The sequence below is a fragment of the Paraglaciecola aquimarina genome (assembly GCF_032464635.1).
GTDB lineage: Bacteria > Pseudomonadota > Gammaproteobacteria > Enterobacterales > Alteromonadaceae > Paraglaciecola > Paraglaciecola aquimarina.
Genome location: NZ_JAWDIO010000002.1, coordinates 2,898,123 through 2,914,444, shown reverse-complemented (window position 1 = coordinate 2,914,444; position 16,322 = coordinate 2,898,123). Strand labels below are relative to the sequence as shown.

The following is a 16,322-nucleotide window of genomic DNA, read 5'->3' as shown; positions in this document are numbered from 1 at the left end:
GGCTATTGTCTTTTATTTGACGAAAAAAATTCATCAACTCTTTGTAAATAAAGATAGAAATAAAACACTTATCTCCCTAGTCAACCTTATTTCATCTACAAACAAACGTATAAACTACATTCACACAGGACAATTGAGTTTTATTTTTCTGATTAAAATCTCAGCAAACTAGCACCAGCGATATTAATCACAGCAGAAAGCACCTTATGTTGTTGGTATTGTGCGAGCAAGCTGCTAAAATCTGCGCTCTTTTTTTGTGGCAAATTCAACTTGAGGTAAAGACGTGAGCGACAACAATTCATCATTAAGTTACAAAGACGCTGGGGTCGACATAGACGCGGGCAATCAGTTAGTCGAACGAATTAAATCGGTCACGAAAAAACCCATCGGCCAGAAGTTAAAGGCGGTTTGGGCGGATTTGGCGCATTATGTTCTTTACCCGAAAAATATAAAAAACCGCTATTAGTCTCTGGTACCGACGGAGTGGGCACTAAATTAAGATTGGCAATGGATCTCAAGCAACATGCCGGCATAGGCATCGACCTAGTCGCCATGTGTGTTAACGACCTTATCGTACAAGGTGCAGAGCCTCTATTCTTTCTCGACTATTATGCAACAGGAAAATTAAATGTTGATACCGCAACCGAAGTCGTAACTGGCATAGGCAAAGGATGTGAGTTATCGGGCTGCGCGCTAATTGGTGGCGAAACAGCCGAAATGCCGGGAATGTATCACGGCGAAGATTACGACGTTGCAGGTTTCTGTGTAGGCGTAGTTGAAGCAGATGATGTAATAGATGGCTCAAAAGTAGCTGATGGTGACGTACTAATTGCACTCGGCTCATCCGGTCCTCACTCAAACGGCTACTCTCTAGTACGCAAAATCATTGAAGTTTCTGGCAGCGATACCAGCGAAATATTTGAAGGCAAGCCTTTATCAGAACACTTGCTTGAGCCAACTCGTATCTATGTGAAATCTGTTCTTAAACTACTAGAACAAGTAGAAGTACACGCTATTTCTCATATAACTGGCGGTGGGTTTTGGGAGAATATTCCAAGAGTACTGCCTGACAATACAAAAGCGGTGATTGATGGTAAAAGTTGGCAATGGCACTGGCATATTTAACTGGCTTCAACAACAAGGTAATGTCACAACGCACGAAATGTATCGCACGTTTAACTGTGGTGTAGGGTTAATTATTGCCTTGCCCAAAGATAAAGCAAATCAAGCTGTGGACATATTAAATGAGTTAGGTGAAAACGCTTGGGTAATCGGCCATATTGAAAACAGCACATCTGAGCAGCAGGTTGAGATAAACTAAGTGAGTAATTTAACACCCGCTAAATCTATCGTGGTTTTAGTATCAGGTAATGGCTCGAATCTTCAAGCCATTCTTGAACAAATAAGTCTTGGTAAGATTAATGGTAAAGTCACTGCTGTGGTATCTAATAAACAATCGGCATATGCGTTAACACGCGCAAAAGAAGCGGGGATACCCGCCATATTTATCGATCACAAAAGCTTCGCTAGTCGTGAAAGTTATGACCAAGCACTGAAAAAGAGCATTGATGAGTTTACGCCTGATCTGATTGTCTTAGCAGGGTTCATGCGCATTCTAACCCCTGAATTCGTTGACTATTATTCTGCTAGAATGTTGAACATTCATCCATCTTTGTTGCCTAAGTACAAAGGGTTAGATACACATCAACGGGCAATTGATGCCGGAGATGTAGAACATGGCGCATCTGTACACTTTGTTACACCAGAGCTTGACGGAGGCCCCGTAGTATTACAATCTAAGGTGCCTATATTTGAAAGGCAAGATCCTGACGAATTAGCGCAAAGAGTCCAGCAGCAAGAAAGGCAAATGTACCCTCTTGTGATTAGTTGGTTTTGTAGTGATAGATTAAAAATGCAAAATAATAAGGCAATGTTAGATGACAAAATACTCGCTGAAATGGGCTATGCCTTTGGCTAGCTCAAACACACGTTGGTTAATCTCTCTCATCTTTTTAAGTTTTATCAGTAGCACCAGTGCGAACACTACATCGCTAAAAACCTTTAAGGCTGAGTATTCAGCCTATCGATTTGGTCGCAACCTAGGCAACGCGACGCTTGCTCTGCAAGCTCTAGACAACAATACCTACCAGCTGGATTATCGCTCAAAAGTCTCTGCTTTTTTCTTTCAGATGAACGTAGTGAAATTAGCACCTTCGCCTATAAGAATGGACAAATAATACCTAACATCTATCACTATGAACGCACCGGCACAGGGGCAGATAAAAAAATATCCATTGAATTCGTAGACAGTGAAATAAAGATAAATAATGGTGCTCCCATTATTTGGGACGGTCAATTCGACAACCAACTATACCGCCTTGACACTCAATTGAAACTCGCCGCTGGGCAAAAAACCTTTTCTTACGATTTAATTAACAGTCGTGGGGAATTAAGACATTATGACTTAAGGGTGCTAGGCACAGAAACAGTAGACTTACCCTATGGCGAAATACAAGGCGTCAAAGTTAAACTTGATCGTAAAAACTCTTCCCGAGAAACCTTGGCTTGGTTTGCCCCTGAATTGAATTATCAATTAGTTAAATTGCAACAATTTAAAGATGGCGATGAACAAGGGGAAATACGCCTTAAAAGTTTCCAATTGTTAGACTGATCAACGGTTGAATATTGCATCCCGATCTTGCCTTAGTTCGGGGCTGTTGATTTACATTTCCCCTTCTTAGCCCTGCCCCCACTGTTGCTATCAACAATAAATATTGAATATGCTTGATCTTTGTAAAGCAAATATATACCTTTAAGAAATCTGGTCAGACCTCCACGAGATTTATTATGCAAATATGTATTTGGTTTTTGTTTGTTATTACATCAATAGGTATAGTGAGTTATTTTCGCATGAAGCTATTCAATGCTTCCATTGCCATTTTCTGCTTGTTTTTAATCGGCCATATTTTTGATATTGTCGGAGAGTTAACATGGATTTTATTTTTAATTATTGCTGTACCGTTAAATATTGAATCAATCCGTAAGCAATACATTACCGCTCCTATTTTAAAAATATACAAAAAAATCATGCCCGAAATGTCGGACACTGAAAAAGAAGCGATTGATGCAGGCACAGTTTGGTGGGATGGAGAATTATTTAGCGGCAATCCCAATTGGCAAACATTACATAATATCCCCCAAGCCCGCTTAACGGTTGAGGAGCAACGTTTTTTAGACGGTCCTGTAGAGCAAGTTTGTCATATGTGTGATGACTGGCAAGTGACCCATAAAGATGCGGATTTATCAGCAGAAGTGTGGGCATTCTTAAAAGACAACAAATTCTTTGCGATGATCATCAAAAAGAATTTGGTGGCTTAGATTTTTCTGCTTATGCCCAATCGAGAGTATTGCAGAAGTTATCTGGGGTAAGTACCACTTTAGCGAGTACCGTAGGTGTACCCAACTCCTTGGGACCATGGAGAATTGCTACAATTATATGGTACCGAACAACAACAGAATCACTATTTACCTAGGTTAGCGACTGGCGAAGAAATCCCTTGCTTTGCTTTAACAGGACCAGAAGCAGGCTCAGATGCAGGCTCATTACCTGACACAGGCATCATCTGTAAAGGAACTTGGGAAGGTGAAGAAGTTATAGGAATGCGTTTAACCTTTAATAAACGTTACATCACCCTAGCGCCAGTCGCCACAGTAATAGGCTTGGCCGTTAAAGTATTTGACCCAGAAAACTTATTGGGCGAGCAACAGGATTTGGGCATTACTTGTGCGTTGTTACCTAGAGATACCAAAGGTATTGATATTGGCAATAGGCATTTTCCACTGAACGTCCCTCTACAAAACGGGCCTATCCGCGGCAAAGATATTTTTGTGCCGTTAGATTTTGTTATCGGCGGTCCAAAAATGATAGGTCAAGGCTGGCGCATGTTGGTAGAGTGCTTGTCAGTAGGACGTGTGATCACGTTACCTTCAACGTCAGCTGGGGGCGCTAAATCTATAGCGCTAGCAACAGGGGCTTATGCCCGCATACGTAGACAATTCAAATTACCCATTAGTAAAATGGAAGGTATTGAAGAAAAATTAGCGAGTATTGGCGGCAATGCCTACCTAATGGATGCAGTCACTTCATTTTCTACCAAAGGCGTTGATTTAGGGGAAAAGCCTTCGGTAATCTCCGCAATTTGCAAATACCACTTGACTGAAAAAATGCGTCAACTTGTATCAGATGCTATGGATATTCATGGCGGCAAAGGCATAATGCTTGGCCCCAAAAATTATTTAGGTCGCGGTTATCAGGGGGCGCCTGTTGCGATAACGGTCGAAGGGGCCAATATACTGACGCGAAATATGATGATTTATGGTCAAGGCGCCATGCGTTGTCATCCTTATGTGTTGTCAGAAATGCTCGCCGCGAGCAATAAGGATGACGAACAAAGTTTGCAGCAATTCGATCAAGCGGTGTTAGGGCATATTAACTTCGCAATCAGTAACTTTTTCCGAAGCATTTGGTTTTCTATCAGTCGCGGGCGCTTGGCTCATGCACCATTTAGAGATGATACCAAAGGCTATTACCGTGCGATGCAAGGCTATAGTGCTAATATGGCACTGTTATCTGATATCGCCATGAGTATTTTAGGTGGCGATTTAAAGCGAAGGGAACGTGTCTCAGCTCGTTTGGGGGATGTATTGAGCTACTTATACCTAGCCTCATGCGTCTTAAAACGTTTTGATGATGACGGGCGCCGACATGACGATAGTCCGTTAATGCACTGGGCAATGCAAGATAGTTTACATAGATTAGAAATAGCGCTAGAAGAGTTATTAGATAATTTTCCAAACCGAATATTGGGTAAAGTATTGAAACTAGTGATCATGCCGTTGGGCAAAAAGTACAAGCGCCCAAGCGATAGCTTAGATCACAAAGTCGCACAATTGTTACAAACTCCTAATGATGTAAGAACTCGTCTAGGTGCCGGTCAATACCTCGCCCGTATCGATGGCAGCTTACTGGGAGATTTAGAGCAAACCCTCGAGAACATAGTGGCTGCCGAGCCGATATACGACAAAATTTGTAAAGCAGCAAATCAGCGAATGCCGTTTACACAATTAGATAAAATAGCGGCCTTAGGCTTGGAGTTAGGCGTCATATCCGAACAACAAGCACAACTTTTAATCACAACAGAACAAGGTCGATTACGTACTATCAATGTTGATGATTTTGTTCCCAGCGAGATAATAGTGGGGGCCGCTAAGGCAAAACCCAAAAGAAAACCACGAGCGGCCAAGGCGACATAATACTATTTACCCTGAGTTCTGGATAAGACGTATCGTTTAAGTTAAGCAATAGTTTAAGCAAAGCAAAAAGCCCTGAAATTCAGGGCTTTTTTACTGTACATCAATATATATTGATAAAAGATCTCTTGGTGTCAAACCAACCCGTGCTACATGGGCTCACTCTGTATGGCATAAGCTCAATAGCGCATCTGCTCGTCAGAAATTAAGCGCGTCATACAAAGAGGTTGCTAAACTTCATACCAATTGTCGATGAAAGACGTCTGACTTTCCAAAATAGAATGCGACTGAACACATTGCAAAACTTGCAAAGTGAAAATTACTCAGCCTCTAATTCTTGTAACAGCAATACAGCCTGGGTGCGAGTATTTACATTGAGCTTACGCAGTATTGCACTAATGTGTGCTTTTACCGTTGCCTCAGTAATATTAAGACTATAGGCAATTTGTTTATTCAATAACCCCTCTTTCACTAATTTCAAAACCTCAGATTGTTTTGGTGTTAACTCTGATACCAACCTAAATATATCTAAACTGGCATCCTCTGTACCTGCGTCTATTACCATGCCTTCTGGTAACCACGTTTCGCCTTCTACTATTTTTCCTAGCGCATTGGCAATGACTTTAGTGGGAGTGGACTTTGGAATAAACCCTTTTGCCCCTAGTGTCATTACCTGACGAATGACCTTGATAGAATCAGTCGCAGAAATAACGGCAACAGGAATATTAGGAAAATCTTTTAGAATATTGATTAATCCGTACAAATTCTCACAACCTGACATATCTAAATCTAACAGGGCTAAATCAATATCTGTGTTCGCCCTTAGCGTGACAATTGTAGAGTCTAAGTCATCGGATTCTACTATTTTTATATCGTCAAATAGCGGAAATAACGCACCAACCAAAGCCTCTCGGTATAAAGGGTGATCATCTGCTATCAAAAATTTTGCCATTAATTTGTTCTCGTTCTGTGTATTAAAAAACTAGTTACTATGCTTAACTTTTTGTAAGTTAAGCATTGATAAACTTATAGTTATTATTTATTAAACCTATTTGCAATGAGTGCCTCAACTACACTTGGATCAGCCAAAGTAGATGTATCGCCTAATTGCTCATGCTCATTAGCGGCTATTTTCCGCAAAATACGCCGCATAATTTTTCCGGATCGGGTTTTCGGTAGACCAGTCGTCCATTGTATAACATCAGGCGTCGCAATAGGACTTAAATCCTCTCTCACCCACTGACGTAGCGTTTTAGATAACGCTTCAGTGACTTCAACGCCATCGGTAGGGAACAAATAAACATATATTCCCTGCCCTTTAATATCATGAGGAAATCCGACAACAGCGGCTTCTGCCACAGCCGGATGCGCCACTAAAGAGCTTTCAATTTCTGCAGTACCTAAACGGTGTCCAGATACATTAAGCACATCATCAACCCTTCCCGTTATCCAAAAATAACCATCTTCGTCTCGCTTAGCGCCATCGCCAGTAAAATAGTAGCCATCGTAGCTACTAAAATAGGTTTGAATAAATCGTTGGTGATCCCCCCACACGCTTCTCGCCTGACTCAGGCCATGAGTGGCTAATAACCAAGTTTCCTTCGGCCACTCCTGTTTGCAAGTCTCCTTCATTTGACACTAAGTCGGGTTGAATACCGAAAAAAGGTCTAGAGGCCGAGCACTGGTTTTAAGTCAGTGACACCGGGTAAGGGCGTAATCATGATGCCACCGGTTTCTGTTTGCCACCTAAGGTATCCATTATTGGACATGCAGCATTGCCGATTTTTTCGTAATACCAATGCCATGCTTCTGGATTAATTGGCTCACCGACACTGGCCAACACTCGTAGACTTTCCTGGTACTACCTTTAATTGGTTCATCGCCTTTAGCCATTAATGCTCGAATAGCGGTGGGCGCTGTATATAAAAGCGTAACCTTATGTTTATCGACCACTTGGCCAATTCTTCTAACGTCTGGATATGTGGGTATGCCTTCGAACATCAGTGTTGTTGCGCCATTTGCTAATGGGCCATAAACAATATATGAATGACCTGTTATCCAGCCTACATCGGCCGCGCACCAATATATATCTTGCGGTTTGTAAGCGAATACATGTTGATGAGTCATAGACGCGTAAACCATATATCCACCCGTTGTATGCACCACCCCCTTGGGCGTGCCCGTTGAACCGGATGTGTACAAAATAAATAGTGGATCTTCTGCGTTCATGGGTTCTGGTTCGCAGATAGCGGCTTGTGGCGCAATTAAATCATGCCACCAAATATCACGTTTTGCAGACCAATCAACTCGCCCTTGTGTGTTTTCAAATACCACCACATGGGAGACACAAGCACTCGATTCTCTGGTTAACGCCTTATCAACATTGTCTTTTAACGGTAACTGATTGCCACCTCGTCTAGCATGATCTGCGGTAATGACCACTTTTGCTGCGCAGTCTTCAATTCTATCGGCAATAGCATGTGGTGAGAAACCACCAAAAATGACCGAATGGACTGCACCAATACGGGCACAAGCTAACATTGCGTATGCGGCTTCTGGCACCATTGGCATATAGATAACCACCCTATCGCCTTTGCCTACCCCCAGACTTTTAAGTCCATTTGATAATTTACAAACTTGCTCATGAAGTTCGAGGTAGCTGATATGTTTGTCAACACTAGGGTCGTCACCTTCCCAAATAATGGCTGTTCTATCTGGCGAGGCATTAACATGACGATCGATACAGTTATAGCTCGCATTTAACACCCCATCAGAGTACCACTTAATGTGGGTATCTGATTTTGAAAAATGACAATCTGATATCTGGGTATAGGGTTTTATCCAATCTATACGTTTCCCATGCTCAGCCCAAAACCCGTCGGGATCCTCTACTGATTGTTGATACATTCGTTCATATTCTGACTTATCTAGTAGAGCATTTTCTTTGGCTTCAGATGAGACTGGATAGCGTTTTGATAACATCTTTGGACAGTTCCTTTTACACTGGTTCTCTTAATTTTTACATAAGGTATAAGACTAAAGTACTATTAGCAACAATGTAAATTGATTGCGCAGCCATCGACAGGTAGAATTGCCCGCAATTTCATCCCATAAGTTATTGTAATCATTATGAACACTGGTAAAGACGCTATTTATTCACAACCTCAACAAGTTGGGGCATTTACCTTTGATCAAAACGTAGCCGAAGTATTTCCGGATATGATTCAACGCTCTGTGCCCGGTTACAGCACAATTGTTGACGCCATCGGCCAACTCTGTGGTCGTCATGCTAAAGACAATAGTCGCATATACGATTTAGGTTGTTCACTAGGCGCGGTAAGTTTGGCTGCCAGCAAATATGTGCAGGCCCAAAATAGCCAGATTATCGCAATTGATAATTCAGAAGCGATGGCAAAGCGCTGTGAATTACATGTACAAGCCTTTAAATCAACCACCCCAATCAAAGTCATTTGTGATGATCTACAAAATGTTGAGATAAAAAACGCATCTTGCGTAGTGATGAACTTCACCTTGCAATTTATCCCCCCAGAACAGCGAAAAGCCATTATCGAGAAAATTTACGCCGGTCTGGATCAAGGTGGCATTCTTATTTTGTCAGAGAAATTGAAACATGACACCGAACAAGGCAATGAATTATTGATTGATCTTCATCATGAATTCAAACGCCGAAATGGTTATAGTGACTTGGAAATCAGCCAAAAACGCACTGCACTTGAAGATGTAATGCGTACCGATACGTTTGAACAGCATCAGTCTCGCCTAACAAGCGCTGGCTTTATTGATGTTATTCGCTGGTTTACCTGTTTTAACTTTGCTTCTATGGTGGCAATAAAAGGCTGACGGGTACGAGTCTATATTGGAGATCAAACGTCTTCTGGTTAACATGAGATCGCTTATTTAAGTATGGATCGGTACCTCATTTATCATTTTTTAATATCACTACCAGCGCATGGCTAAAAAACTCGTTGTGCGATGCTGTTTTTTTAGGAGGCCACTTGGCTGTTACTTGGTTTAACGATTTTTACAAACAAATTGCTGATTCACCTTTGAGTCATTGGTTAGAAGTTTTGCCGGCGCAAATTGCTCTCTGGCAAAAAGAGCAATTGCATGGTGACTTCAATAAGTGGGTTAAATTACTCGGTAAACTACCAACAACAACCCCCTCGTCAATCAACCTAAAAGATAAAGTAGAGTTTGGTCAATTATCAGATATTAATGACTATACCCAAAGACAAATTTCCGGCTTACTAAAGCAGTTTGCCCCGTGGCGTAAGGGCCCATTTCATCTACACGGTATCCATATTGATACCGAATGGCGTTCTGACTGGAAATGGAACAGAGTACAACCTCATATTCAGCCGCTAAAAGATCGTCTCGTTTTAGACGTAGGTTGTGGCAGTGGCTATCACATGTGGCGCATGCTGGGCGAAAAAGCAAAAATGGTGGTTGGCGCAGATCCTTCGCAACTTTTTTTAATGCAGTTCCAGGCGATTAAACATTTCAATCCTGTGCCGAACATTCATTTATTACCCATAGGCGTAGAACAACTCCCCGCACTAAAAGCATTTGATACGGTATTTTCCATGGGCGTTTTATACCATAGACGCAGTCCCATTGACTTTTTGTATCAATTAAAAAATCAATTACGTAAAGGTGGCGAGTTAGTTCTTGAGACATTAGTAGTAGAAGGTGATGAACACACAGTATTAATGGCAGGTGAACGTTATGCACAAATGCGCAATGTTTGGTACTTACCTAGTACCGCTGCCTTAACGGTGTGGATGCAAAGAGTAGGATTCAAAAATATCAAAGTGGTTGATATAGCCAAAACCACTATTGAAGAGCAAAGAGCAACCGAATGGATGGATAGTCAATCATTAGTTGATTTTTTAGATCCCACTGATCACAGCAAAACAATTGAAGGCTACCCGGCCCCATTACGCGCCGTTATCGTGGCTGAAGTATAATGGTCAAAACGTAACACAACCTATTTAAGTAAATAAGAATTTGAATCGACTATTCGATAAGTTCCCTGATTTTCGACAAAGTAACGAAATTATCCGTTCAACCAATTATAGTGTAAATGTTTGGTAAAGTTCTTTGTTGCACGCTTAGGATCCATTATCTTTGAGGCAACAATAATTCTAAATTAAGAATCACCCTACAGTGAAAGTAACACTCTATTTTCCTTTCTTGATTGGGTTTGCCGTATTAGGCTGTGCCACAGATAGCCAAATAGCAGACGCCACGCGCTCGCCAGAGGTACCTACTAATTGGCAGTTACAACAGTCCCAATTAGCCGTCAATGACAATTGGTTAGCTGAGTTTAAACAACCTATTTTAGCGAAATTAGTACATGAAGCCCTGACCTCGAATCGTACGTTACGTCAAGCAGCCTATGACACTGAAATATTAGAACAACGACTGGTGCAAAGTGGCGCTGCATTTTGGCCTACCCTAGATTTAAAGTTAACCTCTGGGCGTAGTCAAAATGCGAATACAGACGTAACCGCCAATAGTCACTCCATTGAGTTAAATGCTGGTTACGAAATAGATATTTGGGGGAAATTATCTAATGCTGAGCAACAAGCGAACCTAATTTACTTAGCCAATAAAGCACAATACCAACAAAGTAGACTCACCTTGGTTGCTGACGTTGTGACGAATTGGTTTAACTTAGTCACATCAAAACAATTACAGTCACTGGCAAAGCGTCGTGTAGAAAATGCAAGACAAAACCTAGACATCATTGAGTCTGGCTATAAACAAGGCCTAAACGGAGCCTTAGATGTTTACCTTTCAAGAAATGAACTCAACAGTGAACTATCCAATTTAGCAGACCAACACACGTCATTACTGCAAAATGCGCGCAATCTTGAAAAAATATTAAGCCGCTACCCAAGCGGTGCGATTGTATCATCCGCTGCCCAAGCAGAATTACCATTACTTGACTGGGCTATTCCCACAGGTTTACCGTCAGATGTCATGACCCGTAAACCAGCACTGCAAGCTAGCTGGTATCAGGTATTAGCCTTAGATGCTGCTGTTGCTTTTGCTCATAAACAACGCTTTCCTAGTATCAACCTAAATGCTGCAATTTCAGATAACAGCAATGAACTTTCTGATTTGTTGTCAGGCTCTTCTATCGCTTGGTCTATATTAGGCAGCATTACCGCACCGCTATTCCGTGCCGGGGACTTAAAAGCCAATGAAGAAATTTCGCGCTTACAACTTAAGCAACAAGAGCAACTTTATGTAGACACCTTATACAATGCCTTTGCTGAGGTAGAAAATGGGATGACACTTGAAGACAGCCTCAAGCAAAGTTATCAAGCCACATTAAATGCAAGCCAAAATGCCCGCCAAGCAGAAACCTTGTCGTTTGAACAATACCAAAAAGGCTTAGTCAACTACACTACCGTACTTGAAGCCCAAGGACGTTCATTTGACGCGCAAAGTGCACTTATCCAACTCAAGAATAAATTACTGGCCAACAGAGTTGCCTTATATGTCGCCTTGGGTGGTGACTTTTCAGAGCCCCAAAATAATCAAGAGGATGAGTTAATCAATGAGTAAGGTAAGAAAGTGGTTGATCCCGCTAATAATTTTAATTATCACTTTGGTGGTTGCACGATTCATCCTAGATAACCCGCCTCAAACCCAACGAGGGGGACCATCGAATGCGTCTCAGTTAACCGTAGAAGTTTCATCACTTAGTCCACAACAGTTTACTGTAGTGGTAGACTCCTTTGGCACCGTGCAGCCTAAAACACAGAATGCTTTGGTCGCTCAAGTCTCAGGGCAAATCATCTATGTAAGTCCACAGTTTCGAAATGGTGGATTTTTTAACAAAGGGGATATACTGGTCAAACTTGATCCTAGGGATTACTATGGCGGACGTTAAAATAGCTGAAGCCGGTTTGTTGTCAGCAGAACAAGCTTTACTCGAAGAAAAGGCCAACTCCAAACAAGCAGCGATTGATTGGAAACGCTTAGGCTATGCAGAAGAGCCGAGTGACTTAGTCTTACGCAAACCTCAACTTGCTGCCGCAGAGGCCACCTTGTTATCAGCTGAAGCGGGGTTAACCATTGCGAAATTAGCCTTAGAAAGAGCGACAATAACAGCCCCTTACGATGGAAGGATCCTCGAGCAGTTAGTTGACTTTGGTCAAGTCCTAGCGGCCAACACAAAAGTGGCTGAAATCTATTCTACCGATACGGTAGAAATACGTTTACCGATTAATAATAGCGATATCGATTTAGTCAATTTTCCGGAAGAATTTCGCACAAGCAATAATCTACAACACACTATCGAAGCGCGTTTCACGTCTAACTTAAGCAAAAAGCAAACATGGCTAGGCAAAATAACCCGTACCGAAGGTGCAATTGACAGCAGTTCTCAGCAACTTTATATCGTGGCGCAAATTGAAGACCCATACAACCCAGAATTACATCCTGGCGCTTCAATCAAAATTGGTCAGTATGTGAATGCCGAAGTTCAAGGTAAAACCCTAGATAGCGCTATTGTCATTGACAATAGCGCTATCTATCAGGGGACCTATGTATACATAGTCGAGAACGGCGTATTAAAGCGCAAGGATATAGATATTCGTTGGCAAAATGATAAGAAAGCCGTTATCGAAGGTGGCCTAAAAGCAGGCGATAGATTAGTTACAACCCCCTAGGCCAAGTCAGTTCAGGTACACGAGTCACCAGTGATGGCGAGCGTGCGCCTGCCAGAAAAGGTAAAAGAAAAGAAGGGCAATTCGGTAAACCTGAAGGTCAAAATTAATGGATATTCGCTCTCGATTTTCACCCTCGCCTAACAATGGAGATTTGACATGATTGCTTGGTTTGCTCGAAACCATGTTGCAGCAAATTTGCTGATGATAACCATATTATTTGCTGGAATTTATAGTCTTACTAGTCGCATACCTCTTGAAGTTTTTCCGTCATTTGAAACCGATAGGATCAGTGTTTCTGTCACTTTACGCGGCGCAACGCCAGAGGATACTGAATTAGGTGTCGCTATCCTTATTGAAGAAGCGGTTCAAGATCTTGAAGGAATTGAACAAGTTACCAGTGTATCTTCGGAAGGTTCAGCAAACGTCACAATTGAGGTTGACTCTGATTATGACGCGAAAGAATTGTTAGCCGACATTAAATCTAGAGTGGATGCTATTAATACTTTTCCAGCCGATGCTGAAAACCCCGTGGTTTCATTGGCCCAAAGAACCAGAAGTAATAGCCGTATCTATTTCTAGCGATTATGGCGAAAAAGAAATAAACGAATTTGCCGAGCAAGTACGGGACGACTTGTTACGTATTCCCGGCATAACTCAACTACAACTTGCCGGTGTACGCGACTACGAAATTGCCTTAGAAATCCCCCAAGATAAACTTCGCCAATATGGACTAACCCTTGCTCAGGTATCTGCAGCCGTGGCGAATTCAAGCAGTGATATTTCTGCGGGTAATATTAAAACGGATGGTGGAGATGTACTTATTCGCTCAAAGGGCCAAGCGTACCGCAAGGATGAATTCACCGACATTCCTATCAAAACCAATAGCGATGGTTCCATACTGCGCTTAAAAGATATTGCCAATATCCAAGACGGTTTTGAGGAAACTCCTGTGCGGACCCGATTCAATGGTAAACAAGCTGCTTTTATCGATGTATACCGAATTGGCCAACAAAGTGCGGTAGAAGTGGCCGACAAAGTCAAACAATACATCGAAGAAAAGCAACCCCTTTTACCAGAAGGATATGAATTAAGTTACTGGGATGACGACTCGCAAATTGTCAAAAATAGAATAGCAACACTAAGTGGCAGTGCCCTGCAAGGCGGAATACTGGTATTACTGCTACTGACTCTATTTTTACGTCCAGCCATTGCATTTTGGGTATTTATCGGTATTCCTGTTTCTTTTATGGGCGCTTTTCTAGCGATGCCCATTTTTGGTGTAACCTTAAATATCATGAGTTTATTTGGTTTTATTCTAGTACTGGGAATAGTGGTCGATGATGCCATAGTCACAGGAGAGAACATCTACACCCATCTTAAAACGTCAGAGTCTGGTGAAGAAGCCGCCATTAAAGGCACCCAAGAAGTGGCCACCCCTGTGACATTTGGTATTTTAACAACGATAGCCGCCTTTATGCCGTTTGCATTTATCGAAGGCAATCGAGGCGCACTCTTTTCTCAAATCCCAGTAGTGGTTATTCCGGTCTTGCTGTTTTCGTTAATAGAGTCAAAGTTTGTTTTACCCTCGCACCTTAAACATATTAAATTGCGCAACGAAAAAGGCAATCCAGGGAATCGTTTAGAGCAATGGCAACAACGTTTTGCAGATGGCTTTGAACGAGCAATCCTTAAATATTATCAGCCTCTGCTAAAATGTAGCTTGCGTCATAAGCTTGCCACCCTCGCTATTTTTGTAGGTACTTTTTCAATTATCCTAGCCCTGCTAATGAGCGGCTGGACCAAATTTGTATTTTTTCCTCGCGTACCAAGTGAGACGGTACGAGCCAGTCTAACCATGACAACCGGTACAACCTTTGAAGTCACGAATAAATATATTGAAAAAATGGCTGAAAAAGCAGAAGAACTAAGAGCTAAGTACACCAATTCGGACACCGAAGAAAGCGTGATTATCAACATTTTAGCGTCTACCGGCGGACGTGGTGGAGCGTCAAATGTTGGCTCTGTGCGTTTTGAGATTATTCCACCAGAACAACGAAAGTCTACCGTGACATCCGCAGAGCTGGTGAGAGAATGGCGTGGTCTAATTGGCCCCATTCCAGGCGCTGAAAGCGTAACTTACCGAGCTGAAACCGGCCGTTCCTCTGATCCTATCGATGTTCAGCTTAGCGGTAATTCGCAAAAGACTTTGCAAGAAATAGCAGACAAGATTAAACAGCGCTTAACCACCTACCCTACAGTATTTGATATTTCTGATAGTTTATCTGATGGTAAAGAAGAGTTGCAGATTGAACTAACCAAGCAAGGGAAAGCTCTAGGCATGACCCGAGTGAATGTATCAAATCAAGTGCGAAATGCCTTTTTGGCAGCCAAGTACAACGGATCCAAAGAGGACGAGACGATATTCGAGTAATGGTAAGATTGCCTATTGATGAAAGACGTTCGTTGGCCGATCTGCAAAATATTTTAATACAAACCCCATCGGGCGGCTTTGTGCCATTGGCCCACGTGGCGACTCTTACCTCAGGCAAGAGCCCGTCACAAATAACCCGAATTGACCGTTTTAGAACAGTGAGTGTGACCGCTGATGTAGAGAAAACTAAAACCAATATGACGGTACTACAAGCGGATCTAACGGAGTATGTGCAAGAGTTGGTGAATCAATATCCAGGTGTGTCGTCAAAAATGGAAGGCGAGGCGCGTGAACAACGAGAGTCGTTCTCTTCTCTTGGGGTGGGTTTACTCATGGTATTTTTTGCCATCTACGGGTTACTCGCCATCCCGTTCAAATCCTATATTCAACCTATTATTGTCATGAGCGTCATTCCTTTTAGTATGATTGGGGCTGTTATGGGACATTGGGTAATGGGTATGGATCTGACCATAATGAGTGTACTGGGCATGCTTGCCTTAGTCGGAGTGGTGGTGAATGATTCATTGGTCTTAGTTGATTTTATTAATAAGAAACGACTTGAGAAGGGCATAAGTTTAACTCAAGCTGTTTTAACTGCTGGAGCATCAAGATTTAGACCAATCATGTTGACTAGTTTAACCACCTTTATTGGTTTAATGCCCCTGCTCTTCGAAAAATCAACTCAAGCACAATTTTTGATCCCCATGGCGGTTTCTTTAGGCTTCGGCATACTATTCGCCACCTTTATCACCTTAATTTTAGTGCCGATTAATTACCTATTAGTTGAGCACTTAAAAGGGAATAAGGACAAAACCGAAACGCTACCCAATCAAGTCGCGGTCAATTAAAATCAGGCAGACTTTTAAAATGTTACG

Annotated in this window: 10 protein-coding genes and 4 pseudogenes; 12 read left to right on the top strand and 2 right to left on the bottom strand. The window is 42.0% G+C overall.

Annotation, left to right across the window (positions count from 1 at the left end; all coding sequences use genetic code 11):
• Positions 1-283 precede the first annotated feature (283 nt).
• The 5 genes and pseudogenes from purM (at position 284) to fadE (ending at position 5,313) form a co-directional block, all read left to right on the top strand.
• A pseudogene (gene purM, locus RS130_RS14480) lies at positions 284-1,321 on the top strand (phosphoribosylformylglycinamidine cyclo-ligase).
• Positions 1,322-1,978: a phosphoribosylglycinamide formyltransferase gene (purN, locus tag RS130_RS14475; protein WP_316026519.1), complete on the top strand. Its 657-nt coding sequence runs from the start codon at positions 1,322-1,324 to the stop codon at positions 1,976-1,978.
• On the top strand, positions 1,971-2,237 hold the full coding sequence (locus RS130_RS14470) for a hypothetical protein (RefSeq protein ID WP_316026518.1): 267 nt from the start codon (positions 1,971-1,973) through the stop codon (positions 2,235-2,237). The genes purN and RS130_RS14470 overlap by 8 nt, the downstream gene beginning before the upstream one ends.
• The gene (locus tag RS130_RS23855) at positions 2,204-2,671 is read left to right on the top strand and encodes a DUF3108 domain-containing protein (protein ID WP_316028067.1); all 468 of its coding nucleotides are present in this window, start codon (positions 2,204-2,206) and stop codon (positions 2,669-2,671) included. The genes RS130_RS14470 and RS130_RS23855 overlap by 34 nt, the downstream gene beginning before the upstream one ends.
• 176 nt (positions 2,672-2,847) lie before the next feature.
• Positions 2,848-5,313, top strand: a pseudogene (gene fadE / locus RS130_RS14460) (acyl-CoA dehydrogenase FadE).
• 316 nt (positions 5,314-5,629) lie between these two features.
• Here the strand turns inward: fadE and RS130_RS14455 are convergent.
• Together RS130_RS14455 and acs are read right to left on the bottom strand one after the other, a co-directional pair.
• Positions 5,630-6,262, bottom strand: a complete 633-nt coding sequence (locus RS130_RS14455) for a response regulator transcription factor (RefSeq protein WP_316026517.1) — start codon at positions 6,260-6,262, stop codon at positions 5,630-5,632.
• Between the two features lie 83 nt (positions 6,263-6,345).
• Positions 6,346-8,292 (bottom strand): annotated as a pseudogene (gene acs / locus RS130_RS23575) (acetate--CoA ligase).
• Between the two features lie 147 nt (positions 8,293-8,439).
• Here acs and cmoA point away from each other — a divergent pair.
• From cmoA to RS130_RS14415, 7 genes and pseudogenes are all read left to right on the top strand, one after another.
• The gene (gene cmoA / locus RS130_RS14440; protein WP_316026514.1) at positions 8,440-9,171 is read left to right on the top strand and encodes a carboxy-S-adenosyl-L-methionine synthase CmoA; all 732 of its coding nucleotides are present in this window, start codon (positions 8,440-8,442) and stop codon (positions 9,169-9,171) included.
• Positions 9,172-9,326: 155 nt separating this feature from the next.
• A complete protein-coding gene (gene cmoB / locus RS130_RS14435) occupies positions 9,327-10,298 on the top strand; it encodes a tRNA 5-methoxyuridine(34)/uridine 5-oxyacetic acid(34) synthase CmoB (protein WP_316026513.1) in 972 nt (323 codons plus the stop codon).
• A gap of 199 nt (positions 10,299-10,497) precedes the next feature.
• Positions 10,498-11,907, top strand: coding sequence for an efflux transporter outer membrane subunit (locus RS130_RS14430; protein ID WP_316026512.1), 1,410 nt, complete (start codon positions 10,498-10,500; stop codon positions 11,905-11,907).
• Positions 11,900-12,235, top strand: a complete 336-nt coding sequence (locus tag RS130_RS14425) for a hypothetical protein (RefSeq protein WP_316026511.1) — start codon at positions 11,900-11,902, stop codon at positions 12,233-12,235. Before RS130_RS14430 ends, RS130_RS14425 begins: the two co-directional genes overlap by 8 nt.
• The gene (locus RS130_RS14420; RefSeq protein WP_316026510.1) at positions 12,222-13,016 is read left to right on the top strand and encodes an efflux RND transporter periplasmic adaptor subunit; all 795 of its coding nucleotides are present in this window, start codon (positions 12,222-12,224) and stop codon (positions 13,014-13,016) included. The genes RS130_RS14425 and RS130_RS14420 overlap by 14 nt, the downstream gene beginning before the upstream one ends.
• A 156-nt stretch (positions 13,017-13,172) precedes the next feature.
• A complete protein-coding gene (locus RS130_RS23850; protein WP_428982785.1) occupies positions 13,173-13,595 on the top strand; it encodes an efflux RND transporter permease subunit in 423 nt (140 codons plus the stop codon).
• A pseudogene (locus RS130_RS14415) lies at positions 13,507-16,295 on the top strand (efflux RND transporter permease subunit). Before RS130_RS23850 ends, RS130_RS14415 begins: the two are co-directional and overlap by 89 nt.
• The last annotated feature ends 27 nt before the right edge of the window (positions 16,296-16,322 follow it).

Coding starts and splice junctions, on each gene's coding strand:
- RS130_RS14455 (WP_316026517.1), bottom strand. CDS start 6,262: ATGGCAAAATTTTTGATAGCAGATGATCACCCTTTATACCGAGAGGCT.
- cmoA (WP_316026514.1), top strand. CDS start 8,440: ATGAACACTGGTAAAGACGCTATTTATTCACAACCTCAACAAGTTGGG.
- RS130_RS14425 (WP_316026511.1), top strand. CDS start 11,900: ATGAGTAAGGTAAGAAAGTGGTTGATCCCGCTAATAATTTTAATTATC.
- RS130_RS14420 (WP_316026510.1), top strand. CDS start 12,222: ATGGCGGACGTTAAAATAGCTGAAGCCGGTTTGTTGTCAGCAGAACAA.
- RS130_RS23850 (WP_428982785.1), top strand. CDS start 13,173: ATGATTGCTTGGTTTGCTCGAAACCATGTTGCAGCAAATTTGCTGATG.